The 15,478-nt window shown below is 71.0% G+C and carries 10 protein-coding genes; 6 read left to right on the forward strand and 4 right to left on the reverse strand.

Annotated features, from left to right (window positions below; translation table 11 throughout):
* Nucleotides 1-36: 36 nt before the first annotated feature.
* Both F8M74_RS16220 and F8M74_RS16225 read right to left on the reverse strand, forming a co-directional pair.
* Nucleotides 37-984, reverse strand: a complete 948-nt coding sequence (locus F8M74_RS16220) for an SDR family oxidoreductase (protein ID WP_141257316.1) — start codon at nt 982-984, stop codon at nt 37-39.
* A complete protein-coding gene (locus F8M74_RS16225; protein WP_141257317.1) occupies nt 981-1,925 on the reverse strand; it encodes a lysophospholipid acyltransferase family protein in 945 nt (314 codons plus the stop codon). Before F8M74_RS16225 ends, F8M74_RS16220 begins: the two co-directional genes overlap by 4 nt.
* Here F8M74_RS16225 and F8M74_RS16230 point away from each other — a divergent pair.
* The 4 genes from F8M74_RS16230 to F8M74_RS16245 are packed head-to-tail and all read left to right on the forward strand — an operon-like array spanning nt 1,917 to nt 6,591.
* A complete protein-coding gene (locus tag F8M74_RS16230) occupies nt 1,917-2,867 on the forward strand; it encodes an ABC transporter ATP-binding protein (protein WP_011551708.1) in 951 nt (316 codons plus the stop codon). The two genes, F8M74_RS16225 and F8M74_RS16230, sit on opposite strands and share 9 nt — an antisense overlap.
* Entirely contained in the window at nt 2,867-3,892 is a 1,026-nt protein-coding gene (locus tag F8M74_RS16235; RefSeq protein WP_141257318.1) for an ABC transporter permease, read from the forward strand. Before F8M74_RS16230 ends, F8M74_RS16235 begins: the two co-directional genes overlap by 1 nt.
* A 14-nt stretch (nt 3,893-3,906) precedes the next feature.
* Complete coding sequence (locus F8M74_RS16240) at nt 3,907-5,406, forward strand: class I SAM-dependent methyltransferase (RefSeq protein ID WP_141257319.1); 1,500 nt, start codon at nt 3,907-3,909, stop codon at nt 5,404-5,406.
* Between the two features lie 18 nt (nt 5,407-5,424).
* Nucleotides 5,425-6,591, forward strand: a complete 1,167-nt coding sequence (locus tag F8M74_RS16245) for a pyridoxal phosphate-dependent aminotransferase (protein ID WP_141257320.1) — start codon at nt 5,425-5,427, stop codon at nt 6,589-6,591.
* Between the two features lie 9 nt (nt 6,592-6,600).
* Here the strand turns inward: F8M74_RS16245 and F8M74_RS16250 are convergent, their stop codons facing one another.
* Together F8M74_RS16250 and F8M74_RS16255 are read right to left on the reverse strand one after the other, a co-directional pair.
* Nucleotides 6,601-7,578 (reverse strand): fatty acid desaturase, encoded by a 978-nt coding sequence (locus tag F8M74_RS16250; protein ID WP_141257321.1) that lies wholly within the window; start codon nt 7,576-7,578, stop codon nt 6,601-6,603.
* A gap of 115 nt (nt 7,579-7,693) precedes the next feature.
* A complete protein-coding gene (locus F8M74_RS16255) occupies nt 7,694-9,196 on the reverse strand; it encodes a class I SAM-dependent methyltransferase (protein WP_216619685.1) in 1,503 nt (500 codons plus the stop codon).
* A 105-nt stretch (nt 9,197-9,301) separates the two neighbouring features.
* Between F8M74_RS16255 and F8M74_RS16260 the strand changes: the two genes are divergently transcribed.
* On the forward strand, nt 9,302-13,333 hold the full coding sequence (locus tag F8M74_RS16260; RefSeq protein ID WP_216619686.1) for an SDR family NAD(P)-dependent oxidoreductase: 4,032 nt from the start codon (nt 9,302-9,304) through the stop codon (nt 13,331-13,333).
* 95 nt (nt 13,334-13,428) lie between these two features.
* Nucleotides 13,429-15,477 carry an FtsX-like permease family protein gene (locus tag F8M74_RS16265; protein WP_228560626.1) on the forward strand — a complete coding sequence of 683 codons (2,049 nt, stop codon included), beginning with the start codon at nt 13,429-13,431 and terminating at the stop codon, nt 15,475-15,477.
* The last annotated feature ends 1 nt before the right edge of the window (nt 15,478 follow it).

Raw genomic sequence — 15,478 nt, forward strand, 5'->3', positions numbered from 1 at the left:
CTTCCCCCCGGAAGCAGGTCCGCTGCAGGGAGAAGTCTAACGTCCTTGGCCCCCCGCAGGGAGGATGGGCGAGGATTCGCGGTAGATGCGAAGCGAGTCCGCCACGCTGTGGCGGTATTCGAAGCCCGTGGCGTCCAGGAAGCGGCGGTTGTCCACGACAATGGGGAAGCGCAGGTGGTCCAGCGCGCCCATCGACAGGCGGGGGAGGCCGGCCCGGCCCAGCAGCATCGATAGCAGCGGCGCGGGCAAAGGCACCGCCTTGCGCCCTGTCTCCCGGACGATGACGGACAGCGGAATCGGCGGAGGGCCCGCCACGTTGAAGAGGCCCCGGACCTGCTTCTCCAGCGCCAGCGTCAACGCCGTCACCACGTCTTCCTCCTGGAGGACGTGGAACAGGGGGTCGTACCCGAGCACCAGCGGCACGCGACGGCCCTTGAGGAAGGAGGACAGCGTGCCGGTGCCGGGAGCCCCCAGGGTGTAGGGCAGCCGCAGCACGGCCGTCGTCATCTTCGGCAGGCGCCACAGCGCGGTGGCCGCGTACAGGTCGGCGGCCACCAGGTCCGCCAGCTCCGGAATGGCCTCCAGCGCGCGAGGCGGCTCGTCCTCGGAGTGGTACAGCGGCGAGTCCGGCGCCGCGCCGTAGAAGGTGTGCCGCCCCACGAAGAGCATCTGCTTCACGCCATGGGCCGCGCAGTGGTCGAACACCGCCTTGGTACCGTCCAGGTTGATGCGCCCGCGCTCCTTGCCCGGCACCGTGAAGGCGGTGACGGTGGCCATGTGCACCACGGCTTCGGGACGCCACCGGCGGAAGACGTCCTCCGCGGCGCGCTTGCGCACATCGCCCCGGTAGACCTGGATGCCGGCCTCGTTGGCCTCGGCCCAGGGGCGGGTGTCGATGCCCGCCACCTGATGCCCGCGCGCGTGCAGGTGCAGCGCGAGCTGGCGGGCAATGCCTCCGGAGATGCCTGGAATCAGCACCCTCATGGCAGCAGGTTCCTTCCAATCCGCCGGCTGTGCCGCTGCGCGCGGCCGCGCTCGATGAGCCCCGCGATGCGCTGCTTCACCTTCTCCACATAGCCCTCGATGACGTGGTCCTCTTCGTCCCCCGTGCCCTGGAAGACGAGCGGCTCGCCGTAATGGATTTCCAACTGCACCGGCAACGGCAGCGGCAACAGGTAGGGCGTCAACGGGACGTAGGGCACGCCGAGCAGCTTCCCCAGCGTGTACGCGTTGAACACCGTGGGGACGGCCGAACCGCCGCCCAGGAACGCGAAGGGGATGATGGGCGAGCGCGTCTGCAACGCCAGGCGGACGAACCCGGTGCCGAAGTCCACCAGCGAGTAGCGCTCGTTGTAGAGCTTGGCCGTGCCGCGCGCGCCCTCAGGGAAGATCATCAGCAGCCGGTCATCCTCCAGCAGCCGCTTGGCGTGCTCGGGCAGCCCGATGAACTGGCCGGTGCGGCTGGCCCACAGCGAGGACACGGGGAAGTTGTGGAGGAAGCGCTCCACCATGCCCTGCGCCAGCCGGGGCGGGTCCATCTCCAACATCGTGGACGTCAGCACCATGGCCCCGTCCACCGCCACGCCGCCGGAGTGGTTGCCCACCAGCATTCCGCGGCCCCGCGGGGGGATGTGCTCCACCCCATAACAGCGCACGCGGAAGTAGTAGCGGTAGATGGCGCCAAAGACGCGCAGCGCATGTTTCACGTGAGACTTGGAGATGCCGTACGGGTCGACGCCGTATTCGTTGAAAGGCAGTTCCAGCCGGTTCACCCGGGCTTCCAATGAGTCGGTCAGGGCCACGGGGGCACCGTACCACCCCGACGTGCCCAGCCCCGCCGCTTTCCACACCGGGTTCGTTGGGCACCCGCCGGGTGTTGAGCGATACTCGCCCGCGCGCCCCCCAGCCCCCCATCCATGACACATCAGGACGAGCTCGCCATCGAGGTGAAGGGATTGGTCAAACGTTTCGGCGACGTCACCGCCGTGGACGGAATCGACCTGGACATCCGCCGTGGCGAGTGCGTGGGCCTCCTGGGCCCCAACGGCGCGGGCAAGACGACGACCGTGGAAATCCTCGAGGGCCTCCAGACGGCCACCTCGGGGGAGGTGCGGCTCCTGGGTTTGCGCTGGGAGACGGACGCGCCGGTGCTGCGGGAGCGCATTGGCATGACGCTCCAGGAGACGCGGCTGGTGGACCAGCTCACGGTGGAGGAGATGGTGCGTTTGTTCACCTCCTTCTACCCACGCCCCCTGGAGGTCGAGGCGCTCATCGGGCTGGTGCAACTGGGCGAGAAGCGCCATGCCCGGGTGGGCAAGCTGTCCGGCGGCCAGAAGCAGCGGCTGGCCTTGGCGCTGGGGCTGGCGGGCGACCCGGACGTGCTCTTCCTGGACGAGCCCACCACCGGGTTGGATCCCCAGTCGCGCCGCGCCTTGTGGGACGTGGTGGCGCAGCTCAAGGCGCGCGGGCGCACCGTGGTGTTGACCACGCATTACATGGATGAGGCCGAGGTGCTGTGCGACCGGCTGGTCATCATCGACCGGGGCCGGGTGATTGCGCGCGGGACGCCGCGGGACATCATCACCTCGCTGGGCGCGGAGCAGGTCATCGAGCTGGAGGCGGAGCCTTCGCCGGACCTGGAGCGGTTGCGCCCGCTGCCGTCGGTGGTGGCCGCCCAGCGGCACGCCGGCCGCATCACCCTGCGGGTGCGGGAGCTGCACCTGGCGCTGCCGGAGGTGCTGCGCGAGGTGGCGGCGGGGGGCGGCCAGTTGCTGCACCTGTCCACCCGGCGCCCCACGCTGGATGATGTCTTCATCGACATGACGGGCCGCTCCCTGCGCGAGTCCGCGGAAGAGAAGGCGGCCTGATGAACGCCCTGGGCCAGTTGGTGTTGATGCGGCTGCGCATGTTGATGCGGCAGCCGGAGGTGCTGTTCTGGACGTTCGTCTTCCCCGTCGTCACCACGCTGTTCCTGGGGCTGGCGTTCCGGAATGACTCCCTGGGCCCGGTGCGTGTGGCCGTGGCGGAGGGGCCGGGCGCACCGGCGCTGATGGCGAAGCTGGAGGGCGTGCCGGAGCTGTCGGCCGAGGTCGCGGACGAAGCATCCGCCCGGCGGCGGCTGGCGCGCGGGCAGCTCTCCCTGGTGCTGCTGCCGGGCGCGGTGCCCGAGGCGCTGGTGGACCCCAGCCAGGCGGAGGGCCGCACCGCGCGGCTCCTGGTGGAGCAGGCGCTCGCCGCGCCGGAAGACGCCGCGCGTCCCGCCGTGGTGAAGGCCACGCCGGTGTCGGAGCCGGGAAACCGCTACGTCGACTTCCTCATCCCCGGCCTGCTGGGCATGTCGTTGATGTCCAGCAGCCTGTGGGTGGTGGCGGGCTCGCTGGTGGCGATGCGCGGAGGCAAGCTGCTGAAGCGGCTGGCCGCGACGCCCATGCGGCGCTCCCAGTTCTTCCTGTCCTACATGCTGGCGCGCGCGGGGTTCGCGCTGGCGGAGGTCGTCTTCTTCTGTGCCTTCGCGCGCTGGCTCTTCGGCGTGCCGATGTTCGGCAGCTACTTCACGTTGACGCTGGTGGGGCTCGCGGGGGCGCTGTGCTTCGCCGCGCTCGGCGTGCTGGTGGCCAGCCGGGCGCGGACGGAGGAGGCGGTGGGCGGGCTCGTCAACCTCGTCTCGCTGCCGATGATGTTCGTCTCCGGCGTCTTTTTCGCGTCCGGGAACTTCCCCTCTTGGTTGCAGCCGGTCATCCGTGCCTTGCCGCTCACGGCCATCAATGACTCGCTGCGGGCCGTCATGCTGGAGGGCGCGGGCCTGGCTTCACTGGGTGCGCCCATGTTGGTGCTGGCCGCGTGGACCGTGGTGCCACTGCTGCTGGCCCTTCGTTGGTTCCGCTGGACGTAAAGGAGCGCTGCTTCGTGTCACAGCCCGTTTCCGCGCCGTCCCCCGCCTTCGTTCAGCAGCTCAACTTCCACGCGCGAGACGCCAGCAACGAAGCGGCGGCACTCCAGGCCGCCTTCGCGCTCGGCCTCTTCGGACACCTTCCGGAGACGGGCTCGGACGAGCCGGTGCCCTTGGAGGTGCTCGCGAAGCGGGTGGGCGGCACGTGGCGAGGGACGCGCTCCGTCGTCGAGCCGCTGGTCGCGTTGGGCTTCGTCCACCTGGAGGGGGGGCGGGGGTATTCGCTGCCCGCGTCGACCGCGGCCTTTCTCCGGGATGAGGCGTTCATTGCCGGGCTGCGAGAGGCGCGGCGGTGGTGGCATCCGCTGGCGCTGCTGTCCCAGGCCGTGCGCGGTGGAGGCCCCGTGGAGTGGGGCGGGGAGTCGTGGGACGTGCTCGGGTGGTACCGCGCGCTGTTCCTGTCGCCCGCGCCATCCACCCCGAGCGCCGAGGCCCGGGACTTCCATGACCGCTTCGCCCGCAACCCCGCGCGCACGCTGGCGTTGGTGACGGCCGCGGAGCTGGACGTGCTGGTGAAGCTGGTGCGCGGGCCTGTGCCGTTGGACGTGCTGGCGCGGGAGGTGGGTGTGCCGGCGGAGGCGCTGGAGGTGTTGCTGGGCGCGCTGGCGGCGATGGGCATCGTCCAGGCACAGGAGACAGGCTGGGGCTTCACGGAGGCCGCGGGCCGGGCGCTGGACGCACAGAGCCTTCCGTACTTCCAGCGAGCGCTGCCGGCGACCATGGCCTACTGGGATGCGCTGGGGCACCTGGATGAGGCGGTGCGCGAGCAGCGCTTCCGGCTGGACCTGCGTGACCCGGAGACGGCGCGGCGCATCTACCAGGAGAACGCTTCACGCATCTCCAGCATCTTCGCCTCGCACCTGCGGCTGAGCCGGCAGGCCGCGACGCTGGTGCGGTCGATGCGGCCATTGGCACAGGCGCGCGTGTTGGACGTCGGCACGGGCTCGGGCGTGTGGGGCGCGGCCTTCGGGTTGGCGGACCCCACCACGCATGTCACGTACCTGGATTCGCCGCACGTGCTGGACGCGGTGCGCCCCCACCTGGCGAAGCTGAAGCTGGAGGCCCGTTCCGAGCTGTGGGCGGGGGACTGCCTCTCGGTGGACTACGGCGAGTCCCGCTACGACGTCATCCTGCTGCCGCAAATCATCCCCGCGCTGCCGCCCTCGGAGCTCCCGAGCTTCTTCGCTCGGCTGGCTCGGGCGCTGCGTCCCGGCGGGCTGCTGCTCATCTCCGGCTACCTGCTGACGGACCGGCGCGACGGCCCGCTGGACGCGCTCTACTTCGCGCTGCGCCGGTACGTGACGAACGAGGGGGACGTGCTGTCCCTGCCGGAGTTCCGCGCGCTGCTGGGGCCGGTGGGCCTCACGGACGCCCGCGGCTTCGACATGCCCATTCAGCAGGTCGTCATCGCTCATCGGGGGGACGTCGCGTGGCCGGACGTCGCCCCCTCCGCCTGATTCCTTTTTGGGAGCATCATGGAACCGCTGCGCACCTTCTTCATGGAGGACTACCTGGAGGGCTCGCGCTTCACCGCGCGCTTCAACCTGGGGGAGTCCGGTGGACGCCCCGTCACCGTGGGCGAGCTGCTTCTTGGCTCGGGCGTCAGCGCCGAGCGCGCCGCCGAGGTGTTCCTCTCCACGCCCTTGAATGACAGCCCCAACTGGGGCCGCGCGGACCTGCGCGACGCGGTGGCGGCCATTCACCCGGGCGCCACGCGGGACAACGTCCTCATCACCACCGGCACCAGCGAGGCGTTGCTGCTGCTGTTCCGCCAGCTCCGCCCGCGCAAGGTGGCCCTGGCGTGGCCGGCGTTCCAGCTCCTCTACGAACTGCCCCAGCGGCAGGGTGCGGAGGTGGTGCGGTTGCCTGTGAAATGGGACGCGAACGGCGTGCCGTCCGTGGACGCGAACCTGTGGCTGGAGCGGCTTGAGCGCGAGCAGCCCGACACCGTCATCATCAACAACCCGCACAATCCCACCGGCCTGGTGCTGACGGCGGAACTGCTGTCGGCGGTGGAGCGCTGGGCGGAGCGGACGGGCGCCACGGTGGTGGGGGACGAGCACTACCGCTTCCTGTCCTCGGAGACGTCCGTGCTGGGCGCGTCCGTGTACCGGCCGGGCTCGCGGCACTTCGTCACCGGCTCCTTCATCAAGTGCCTGGGCTGCCCGGGGCTGCGCATCGGCTGGACGGTGGGCGACACGGCCATGCTGTCGCGGATGCAGAACGAGAAGAACTACACGACGCACACCGTGAATCCGGTGACGGAGTGGGTGGCGCGCGAGGTGCTGCGGGATTTGGAGAGTCCGGCGCTACGCCGCGCTCGGGAGGACTGGCTGCGCAATCGCGCCACGCTCTCTGCCTTCCTGGCGCGCTCGCGCGGTGTCTATGGCGTCGCGCCCCAGGGCGGGCTCGTCACCTGCATCGGCCTGCGGGAGGCTCGGGACGACGCCAGCGCGGAGGCGCTGCTCAAGGCGCTGTCGGACGCGGGGGTGTTCGTCCTGCCGTTGAGCGCCATGGAGGCGGGCTCGCCGGACGGAACGCATCCGCTGGAGCGCGGGCACGGTTTCCGATTGGGGCTGGGCATCGCGCCGGAGCGCTTCTCCGAGGCACTGGACGCCATCGAGCGCGCCACCGCGCGCTGAGCGCCTGCGCTACCGCGTCAGGGACGAGAAGGCATGCTCGCGCGCGGCATAGTCCGCGTCGCGCAGCAGCAGTTGATGCACGCGCCCCTGGAAGGGCGTGGGCACCGCGGGGAAGAGGTGGTGCGTGAGGTGGTACTCGTCGTTGCGCGGGAAGACGAGCCGGTTGAGCCAGCCCCACGCGAAGACGTGATTGCGGGAGCGGTGGAACTCGTCCGCGGAGGCGATGATGCCCGCGTGGTCCACCGCGTCCGACCAGTAGCGGATGACCTGGTAGGCGACGAAGTAGGGGATGACGTAGGCGCGCAGGAACACGTCCCACCCCACGACGAAGTGCGCCGCGGCGAGCAGGCCGCCGATGAAGCTCCAGCGCAGCAGCGTCACCCAGACCGGGTCCTCGCGGTGGAACAACACCGGGCGGATGAAGGCGGGCAGGTGGATGAGCAGCAGGGGACGCAGCAGGTGTGACTTCACGAAAGGCCGGTCCGGGTCCGCGAAGCCGAAGCGGCGGCGCGGCTGGAAGTCCAAGTCCTTCTCCGCGTCACCCAGGTGGAGATGGTGGCTGAAGTGGTCCCTGCGGTACGGGTCCAGCGCCGTCAGGTCAATCACCGCCAGCAGGTGCCCCAGGTTCCGGTTGTGGCGCTTGCCGCGCACGAGCATGCCGTGGCACGCCTCATGGAGCATGTTGCCCACCGCGCGAAAGCGCGTCGCGATGAGGAAGGCCATCAGCGGGTACAAGAGCCAGGCGGCGCGTGGCGCGTGTGGCAGCAGCAGCTCGAAGGCCGCCGCGACGACCACGGCCAGGCCCAGGTGCAGCGCCAGGTGGGCCAACGCTCCGGGCACGGAATGCGCGTGGTAGCCGAGCGCGGCGACCTCACGCGCGTATTCGGAGCGGAGCCTCGCGGCGACAGACGTCGGGCGCACGCCACGCACGGGCCGGGCGGCCGGGGACGGCAGGGCGTCGCTGTCCTCCTGCGGCGCGGCGCTCACGGAAGACCTTTCGGGGCGAGGGGGGCGGACGGGGTGAACGCTAACCGGGCACCATCCCCCGGGCAAGGCGAGGGGCTGGAGATGTATCGCGCTGTGTCAGATGTATCGCGCTGTGTCAGACAGAAGCCGGCCGGAGCGGTGGGGCCAGCGCGGTGGGCAGGGCCACGCCGTCTCGCGCGGCGAACACCAGTTCCTGGGTCGGCAGGGGGATGCAGACGGACGTGGTGAGGCCCACGTCCGCGAGCAGCTTCGCGTACTCGGACGCGGACAGCAGGTCACCCTCGTTCGTCATGAAGCGACGGAAGCCGAAGTAGAGGTGGTCCAGGGGGCCGTCGCGGCGCTCGTTGAGCACGTACTCGGCGATGACGAGGATGCCGTCCGGACGCAGTGCCCGGGCCACGCGCGCGAAGATGTCTGGGACGTCCTTCGGGCTCAGCACGTTGAGCACCTGGGGGAGGATGATGACGTCGAAGTCCGCGGCGCCGAAGTCCTGGGTGAAGAGGTTCCCTGGCCAGAAGCGCGCCCGGTCCGCGACCTCCAGCTTCGCGACGTTGCGGCGCACCTGCTCCAGCACGATGGCCTGGTCAAAGTACGTGACGTGTGTGGAGGACGACGTGCGCGCGAAGGCCGCGCCCCACACGCCCGAGCCGGTGCCGATGTCCAGCACCGCGGCGCCCTCCAGTGGACGCACGCCCGCGAGCGTGGCTGCGGCGCGGCGGCTGAGTTGGAAATGGGTGGCGAACACGGCGGTGATTTGCTGGGAGTTGTCCGCGTAGAAGCGCCCGCTCACCTCGGGGTCCTTCAGGTCGAGCACGTAGCGCTCGTGGCGCACCGTCTCGTCCAGGCGTCCGAGGGCCTCCCAGTACCGCGCGGACACGGACAGCGAGCGCACCAGGTAGGCCAGGGCCTTTCCTTCCAGCAGTGTCTTCGCATCAGGTGTCAGCGCCCACCCATCCTCCTGACGCCGCGTCATTCCCAGTACGGCCAGCGCTTCCAGCAGCACCCCGGGGGCACGCGTGGATGTGGACTCGCCCAGCGCCTGCTCCGTGCGGACGTCCTCGGCGAGCGCCGCCAACAACCCGCTCTGTCCCGCGGCCAGGAGAACCTGGGTACGCAGGCCGCTGCGGGTGAAGCGGTCGAAGAAGTCCTCGTGCGCGGGAGTGGCGAATGGCGTGGGCGCCACCAGTCGCTCGCGGAGGTGGCTGAGGACGTCCCAGCGCTGTCCCTCGAAGTCCACCGGCTCGCCGGACTTCACGGCGTCGGTCAGCAGCCCCATGGGGCCCCACCAGGGGAGCTCGGCTTGAAGCCGCTGGCGGAAGGCCGCGTCGCCCAGGAGGGTGGCGGTGTGGGGTGCGAGGCTGAAGCGGCGCGCGTCGTCCATGCGGACGAAGTCCAGGCACACCAGCAACTCCAGCAGTGAGCGGAGTCCTCGCGCGGAACAGCCGAGCCGCTCCGCCAGCGTCTCCACCGGCAGTGGTTCGCCACTGCCCTCCACGGTGAGTGAGTCGAAGAGTCCCACCCGGAGCGCTGTCTGGAAGAGGGCGGACTCGTTGGAGGCGTTGCGCGCCCAGAAGTGGAGTGACTGTGCGAGGGAGACGGGCTCGTGGGGGGCGGCCATGAGCCCGCAGCTTGTTCCCACCCGTCCTCCGGGTGCAACCCGGCTCCCTCTCGGCAGGGCCGGGAGTGGCTCTGATACGCTTGAGACATGGAATCACGCGCGTCGATGGTGCAACTCGTTGAGGAGTTCTTGCGTGCGGAAGCGCGCGTCCGTGAAGTCTGGGTGTCACCCGAAGTGGCCTGGGTGGTGCCTCGGCGCGCGGTGCGAGCGGCCGAACTGGACGCACTGCTTCACGAGCACCTGGGGCCGGATGTGCCCGCCGTGGCGCTGGTGGATGCGCTGCCCCGGCTCGATTCCGGCGACGTGGATGCGGCGGCGCTGCGCCAGGGCATGCCGCCCGTGCCCGCGAGGCTTCAGGCCCTGGAGGACGCGCTCCGGCAACAGGGCATCGAGGCGGTGGCGCTCGTGGGGGCCCGGCGGGACGAGGAGGTCCACACGCCGCTGGACGCCTTGCTTCCCGCCGCACTGCGACTGAAGGCGGGTGGCGTGGCGCCCGTGTCTTCGGCCCCGGTTCCGGCGCGGATGGACGCGGGAGGCCGGCCTTCCGTCATCGATTCAGGGGCGCGTCGCAGGCCTGAAGGCGCGCCACGGACGCTCGTCGAGCTGCTCCAGCAGGCCGTGGCGCACGCTCCCGGTCATGTCATCACCTTCATCGACGTACAGGGGCAGCGGGAGACGCTGACGTTCGCCGCGCTTTGGGACGAGGCGCTCCGGCTGTGGGGCGGTCTGCGGGCGCGGGGCGCGAAGGCGGGTGACAGGGTGATGCTCGCGATGGAGCGCCCGGGCGACTTCGTGCGTGGCTTCTGGGCCTGCACGCTCGGCGGCGTGGTGCCGGTACCGCTGGCGCTGCCCGCGTCGCTGGAACGCTCGCAGCCTGGCGTCGCGCGGCTCATCTCGGTGTCGGAGCGGCTGGGGACACCGTGGCTGCTCACGGAGGCGAGGGCCACGGCGCCGCTGTCGGAGGCGGGGCTGCGCGCCCTGTCGCTGCAATCCCTGTCGGGCGCGGAGCCGGGGCTCCTCGCGGCCGTGGACCCGGAGGCGCCCGCCATCCTCTCCTTCACGTCTGGGAGCACCGGACGTCCCAAGGGCGTGGTGCTGAAGCACGCCAACCTGATGGCGATGGGCGAGGGGATGGTGGCCGGCGGTTGGTACCTGCCTGGGGACTTGGGCGTGAGCTGGATGCCCTTGGACCACGTGGCGGGGACGAGCTACCCCCACCTGCTCGCGCTGCGTACCCGCACGCCCCATGTGCTGGTGGCGCGCGACTACGTCCTGGCGGACGTGCTCCGCTGGCTGGATTTGCTCTCGGAGTTCGGTGGGACGATGAGCTGGGCCCCCAACTTCGCCTACGGCCTGGTGGCGGACCGGCTGGAGCGCGAGGAGCGTCGCGCGTGGCGGCTGGAGCAGGTGCGCGTGCTGGCCTGTGCTGGAGAGTCCGTGTTGCCCGCGACGCTTCGGCGCTTCTCCGAGCCCCTGCGCGGCAGCGGACTGCGCGAGGATGCGATGTGCCCGGGCTGGGGCATGGCGGAGACGTCGTCCTACTTCTCGATGACGCGGGGCGTGCGGACCCATCCCGTGGAAGCGGCGACGGAACTGGGACCGCCTCCGGTGGGCGCGGCCCTGCGTGTGGTGGACGACGCCGACGCGGTGGTTCCCGAAGGTCAGGTCGGCCACCTGCAGGCCCGGGGTGCGCAGGTGCTGTCCGGCTACCTGGATGACGCGGAACTCAACGCGCGCTCCTTCACAGCCGATGGTTGGTTTCGCACCGGGGACATGGCCGTGATTCAGGACGGACAGATGTCCATCGCGGGGCGCCAGAAGGAGGTCCTCATCCTCCACGGCAACAACGTCTACCCGCAGGACATCGAGGAGGTGGTGGAGTCGGTGCCTGGCGTGCTGCCGTCGTACACCGTGGCCTGCCCGACGCGGAGCGGTACGGCACAGACGGATGAACTGGCTGTCTGCTTCGTGCCTACGCCGGATGCGCCGCCGCTGGCGGAGTTGCTGCGGAGCATCCGGGAAAAGGTGGGCCGGGTGCTCGGCTTCCATGTCGCGCACCTGTTGCCCCTGGCGCGCCAGCAGGTGCCGCGCACGGAGCTGGGGAAGCGGGGCCGCACCGAAGTGCGGCGCCGTTTCGAGGCGGGTGAGCTGGGGGCCGAGTACCACCGCGCGCTGAGCGTCCTGGGCGGACCCGCCACGATGCCGCCGTGCCTGGCGGTGTCCCGGTGGGAGCCTCGGCCGCTGGCGTCCAGGTCCGGAGCACGCGGTGCAATGGTCGTCATCGCGGACGAAGCCTTCGCCGAGGCATTGCGCGAACAGGCCGACGGCCGCGAGGTGGTGCGGGTGGCGCCGGAGGCGAGCGGTGAACTCGTTCGTGCCATGGAGGCCCTTGCGGAGCGCCGTGTGCCTTGTGGCGACGTGGTGGTGCTGCTGCCGGAGGCGCAGGAGACGCCTGCGGTCCGTGAGTCTTTGCTTCGCGGGGAGATGACGGCTGCGGATGCGCGCTTCCAGGACGCTGCCTCCAGCGCGCCTGGCGGAGGCGTGTCCGGGGGCGTTGCAGCACCTGCCCAGGGCACGGCCTCGGACGGCGCGATGCAAGCGGCGGTGGCCTCTCGCATGGCGCCACTGCTTCATGCGCTCCAGTCCCTGTCCAAGCGAGACGAGGACGCTCCGGTCGTGCGCGTGCTCGCGGTGCTTCCGGAGTCGGGAGGGGACGACGCGGCTTCGCTGGCCGCCTTGCTGACGCCGGGCCTGCTCTGGACCGCCGTGGCGGAGGTTCCGGGGCTGGAAGCGCGGGTGGCATGGACGCCTCCGGACGCATCCGCCACTGCCCATGCTGTTGCCCGCGAACTCGCCTCCCAGGATGCCGCGCGCGAGGTGGCGTGGCGGGAAGGCACGCGGTGGGAGCGCGTCTTCACCCCATGGATGCCGCCACCGCTCGCGGCACCCCAGCGCCTCAAGCGGGAAGGGCTCTACCTGGTAACAGGCGCGCTCGGTGGCCTGGGACGTGAATGGGCACGTCAGCTGCGGCAGGGCCTGGACGCCCGGCTGCTGCTCGTGGGGCGGCGCCCTCATGGTCCCGAGGCAAGGGCGCTGGAGTCCGAGCTGGGCACCGCGAAGTATGTCTCCGTGGACGTCACGAACGAGGTCGCGCTTCGGAATGCCGTGCGCGACGCGGAGGCGCACTTCGGTCAGTCGCTCGACGGCGCCTTCCACTTCGCGGGCACGCTGACGCCCGTCGCGTTGGAGTACGAGACGCCGGAGACACTGGTACAAGGCGCCGCCGCACATGCACTGGGCGCGAGGGCCATCGCGACAGTCTTGAAGGACAGGCCCCAAGCCGTCTGCGTCTTCGCGGCGTCGTTGATGGGAACGCTGGGTGCGGGCCGCCACGCGGCCTACTGCGCCGGCACGGCCTTCCTCGAACGGTTCGCCGAGCGGCTGACCGCACAGGGCCGCCACGCGGTGGCGGTATCGCTGAGCCAGGTGCGGGAGACGGGGCTCGCGCGCTCACTGGGGGCCGCGCCGCCGGGCTACCGGGTGCTGGAGCCATCCCAGGCCCTGGCCTCCGTGGCCTTGGCGGTGGAGCACGCGCCCGCGCACCTGCTGTCAGGCGTGGTGGGGGCGGCCTGGCCCTGGCGTCAGGCGGGATTGGGCGAGGGGCAGAGCCTGGACACGGCCCATGTCTTCCTGGTGCAGCGGCCGGGAGACGTCCCGCCCGTGGGACTCTCCGACGCGGTGCTTCATCCCCTGCCGGAATGGCCCCGCCGAGCGGGCGGCGCGGTGGACCGTGATGCCCTGGCCGCCGACCTCTCCGGGGTGGGTGACGGAGCCGCCGCCGGGCCATTCGAGACGGTGGTGATGGACGCCTTCCACGAGGTCCTCGGAGCCCAGGGCGTGGGCGTCGGTTCTGACTTCTTCACGCTGGGCGGCAGCTCGCTCCAGGCCACCCGGGTGGTGGCGCGCATCAACGAGCGCACCGGCCTGCAACTGCGCGAGGTGGCCCTGTTCGAGCACCCCACGGCCACGGCGCTGGCGGAGCACGTGAGGCGCGTGGTGGACCTGACGCAGTTGGACATCTCGGTGCTCAGCGACGCGCAGGTGGACCTGCTCCTGCGCGTGTTGGAGCCCACGTGAGCGAGAGGCGGTAGTCCCTCCGCCCCGTCCGTTGTAGCGTCCAACGACCCGGGCACCTGTCTTGCCCGGGCATGGCACCGGACCGAGGAGTCTGCGTGACGCTGTGGTCGCTCACCGTTCAAAGTGTGCTGGCCCGCCCCCGAAGCTGGGTGGTGGGGCTGCTGGCGGCAGGCGCGGCGGCGCTGCTGACGCCGGGCGTGTCGTTGATGGGCAGCATCCATGACGGCACGCGGCGAAGCCTCATCGAGAGCGGCGCGGGGGACCTCCAGGTCTACGCCGCCGCCTCCACGGGAACGCCCCAGGTGGTGGTGGGGCCAGGGGGCGTCCCGGACCTGCAACCCATTCCGGACTACGGCGCACTGGAGCCCCGGCTGCGCGACCTCCCGGGCATCCAGGAGGTGGTGCCGCTGGAGCTGGGGATGGGCGCCGTGTTCCGTGGCAACGCCCTGGATGAAAAGCTGGCGGTGTTGCGCGAGGCGGCGCGGGCGCCGGCCTCCGAGGAGCGGGACGCACGGCTGCGCCGTCTGGGCGAGGACCTGCGGCTGACGCTGGCGCGGGTGGCGCGCAACGCGGATCGCCGGAGCGAGGCCTTCGCGGAAGAGCCCGCCTTCGCGGATGACCTGCGCGTGCTGCGGGACGCGGCCGAGCCCGCCTTCTGGGAGCGGCTCACCGAGGATCCACAGGGCCTGCTGGAGGTGTTGGAGAACCGCGTGGCGCGGCAAGCGGGCGAGGGTGAAGAGCTTCCGGTGGACTACCTGGGCACGGACGTGGCGCGGTTCGCCCGGGCCTTCCCGCGCTTCGAGCTCGTCTCCGGGCAGCTTCCTCCGCCAGGGACGCGGGGCCTCGTCATGGGGCACGCGACGTACGAGCAGCACTTCAAGCACCCCATCGCCGTGCGCATGGACACGCTGCGCCGCGAGCGCGAGCGGGGCCTCACGTTGGCGGAGGACGAGCAGCTGCGCACGCTGGTGGAGCGCAACGTCGCGGAGGTGCCGGACCTGGTGGCGCGCCTGGACATCGAGCGCGCCACGGTGCTCCAGGCCGGACTGGCCCGCGTGCTGGGCGAGCCGGGTGAACTGGAGGCCCTGCTGGCGCGCTTCCTCTCGGTGGACGACGGCAACTTCGACACCCGCTTCGGACAGTTCTACGGGGAGCTGGCGCCCTCGCTGCCGCTGTACCGGCTCAAGCCCGGGGACGTGCTGTCACTGAAGACGCCGCTGGAGAGTGGCACCGCCGTGCCAGTGCGAGTCTTCGGCACCTTCCGCTTCCGGGGCCTGGGTGGCGACGACGGCCGGGTCAACACCATGAGCGTGGTGGACCTCGTCACGGCGCGGCACCTGTCTGGCCGCTTCACCCAGGCACAGCAGGACGAGGCGCGGGCGCTGTTCGAGACCTTTGGCATGGAAGGGGAGGCCATGGCGCCCCCCGAGTCCCTGGACGCCTTCCATCCACCCGACATCGTGGACGCGGAGGCGCAGACGGCGCACACCGAACAGGCTCCTGTTTTCGAGCGTGCTCGGGCCCTGCCGGAGACCTTCTCCGAGGACGAGCTCTCACGCGGAACGGTGTTGCAGGCTGCGGTGGTGCTGGCGCCCGGCGCCTCCGCCGAGGACGTCGCGGCCCGCATGCGCGCGCTGCCCGGTGGTGAAGCCCTGGCCACGGTGGGTTGGCAGGAGGCGGGTGGGCTGCTGGGCGGTCTGGTGGTGATGCTCCAGGCGGTGATGCTGCTCTTCGCGCTGTTGATGTCCTCCTTCGTCGCGCTGGTCGCCGCTGGAACGCTGCTGCTGCTGGCGCGGGAACGCGTGGCGGAGGTCGGCACACTGCGCGCGGTAGGAATGCAACGTCGCGAGGTCTTCACCTCGCTGCTGCTGGAAGGGTCGCTGCTGGGCGGTATCGGCAGCGTGCTGGGCGCGGTGCTGGGCGCGGCGCTGCTGTGGCTTGCGACCGGAGATGGCGTGGCGGTGGAAGATGGCTCCCTGCAGTTCTTCCTGGGCGGCCCGGTGCTGCGCCCGGAGGTGGCGCTGGGCGGAACCGTGGCCGTGGTGGTGGCGGTGACGGCCGTGGTGCTGCTGGCGACACTGGTACCGGCCTGGCGAGGCAGCGCGGTGGCGCCCATCGAAGCCATGCGGAAGGGCGAGGGCTGAA

This window comes from Myxococcus sp. CA023 (assembly GCF_010998615.1).
GTDB lineage: Bacteria > Myxococcota > Myxococcia > Myxococcales > Myxococcaceae > Myxococcus.

Bases quoted from the DNA above. Each gene is read 5' to 3' on its own strand.
- F8M74_RS16220 (WP_141257316.1), bottom strand. From the start codon at position 984: ATGAGGGTGCTGATTCCAGGCATCTCCGGAGGCATTGCCCGCCAGCTC.
- F8M74_RS16225 (WP_141257317.1), bottom strand. From the start codon at position 1,925: ATGTGTCATGGATGGGGGGCTGGGGGGCGCGCGGGCGAGTATCGCTCA.
- F8M74_RS16230 (WP_011551708.1), top strand. From the start codon at position 1,917: ATGACACATCAGGACGAGCTCGCCATCGAGGTGAAGGGATTGGTCAAA.
- F8M74_RS16260 (WP_216619686.1), top strand. From the start codon at position 9,302: ATGGTGCAACTCGTTGAGGAGTTCTTGCGTGCGGAAGCGCGCGTCCGT.
- F8M74_RS16255 (WP_216619685.1), bottom strand. From the start codon at position 9,196: ATGGCCGCCCCCCACGAGCCCGTCTCCCTCGCACAGTCACTCCACTTC.
- F8M74_RS16235 (WP_141257318.1), top strand. From the start codon at position 2,867: ATGAACGCCCTGGGCCAGTTGGTGTTGATGCGGCTGCGCATGTTGATG.
- F8M74_RS16245 (WP_141257320.1), top strand. From the start codon at position 5,425: ATGGAACCGCTGCGCACCTTCTTCATGGAGGACTACCTGGAGGGCTCG.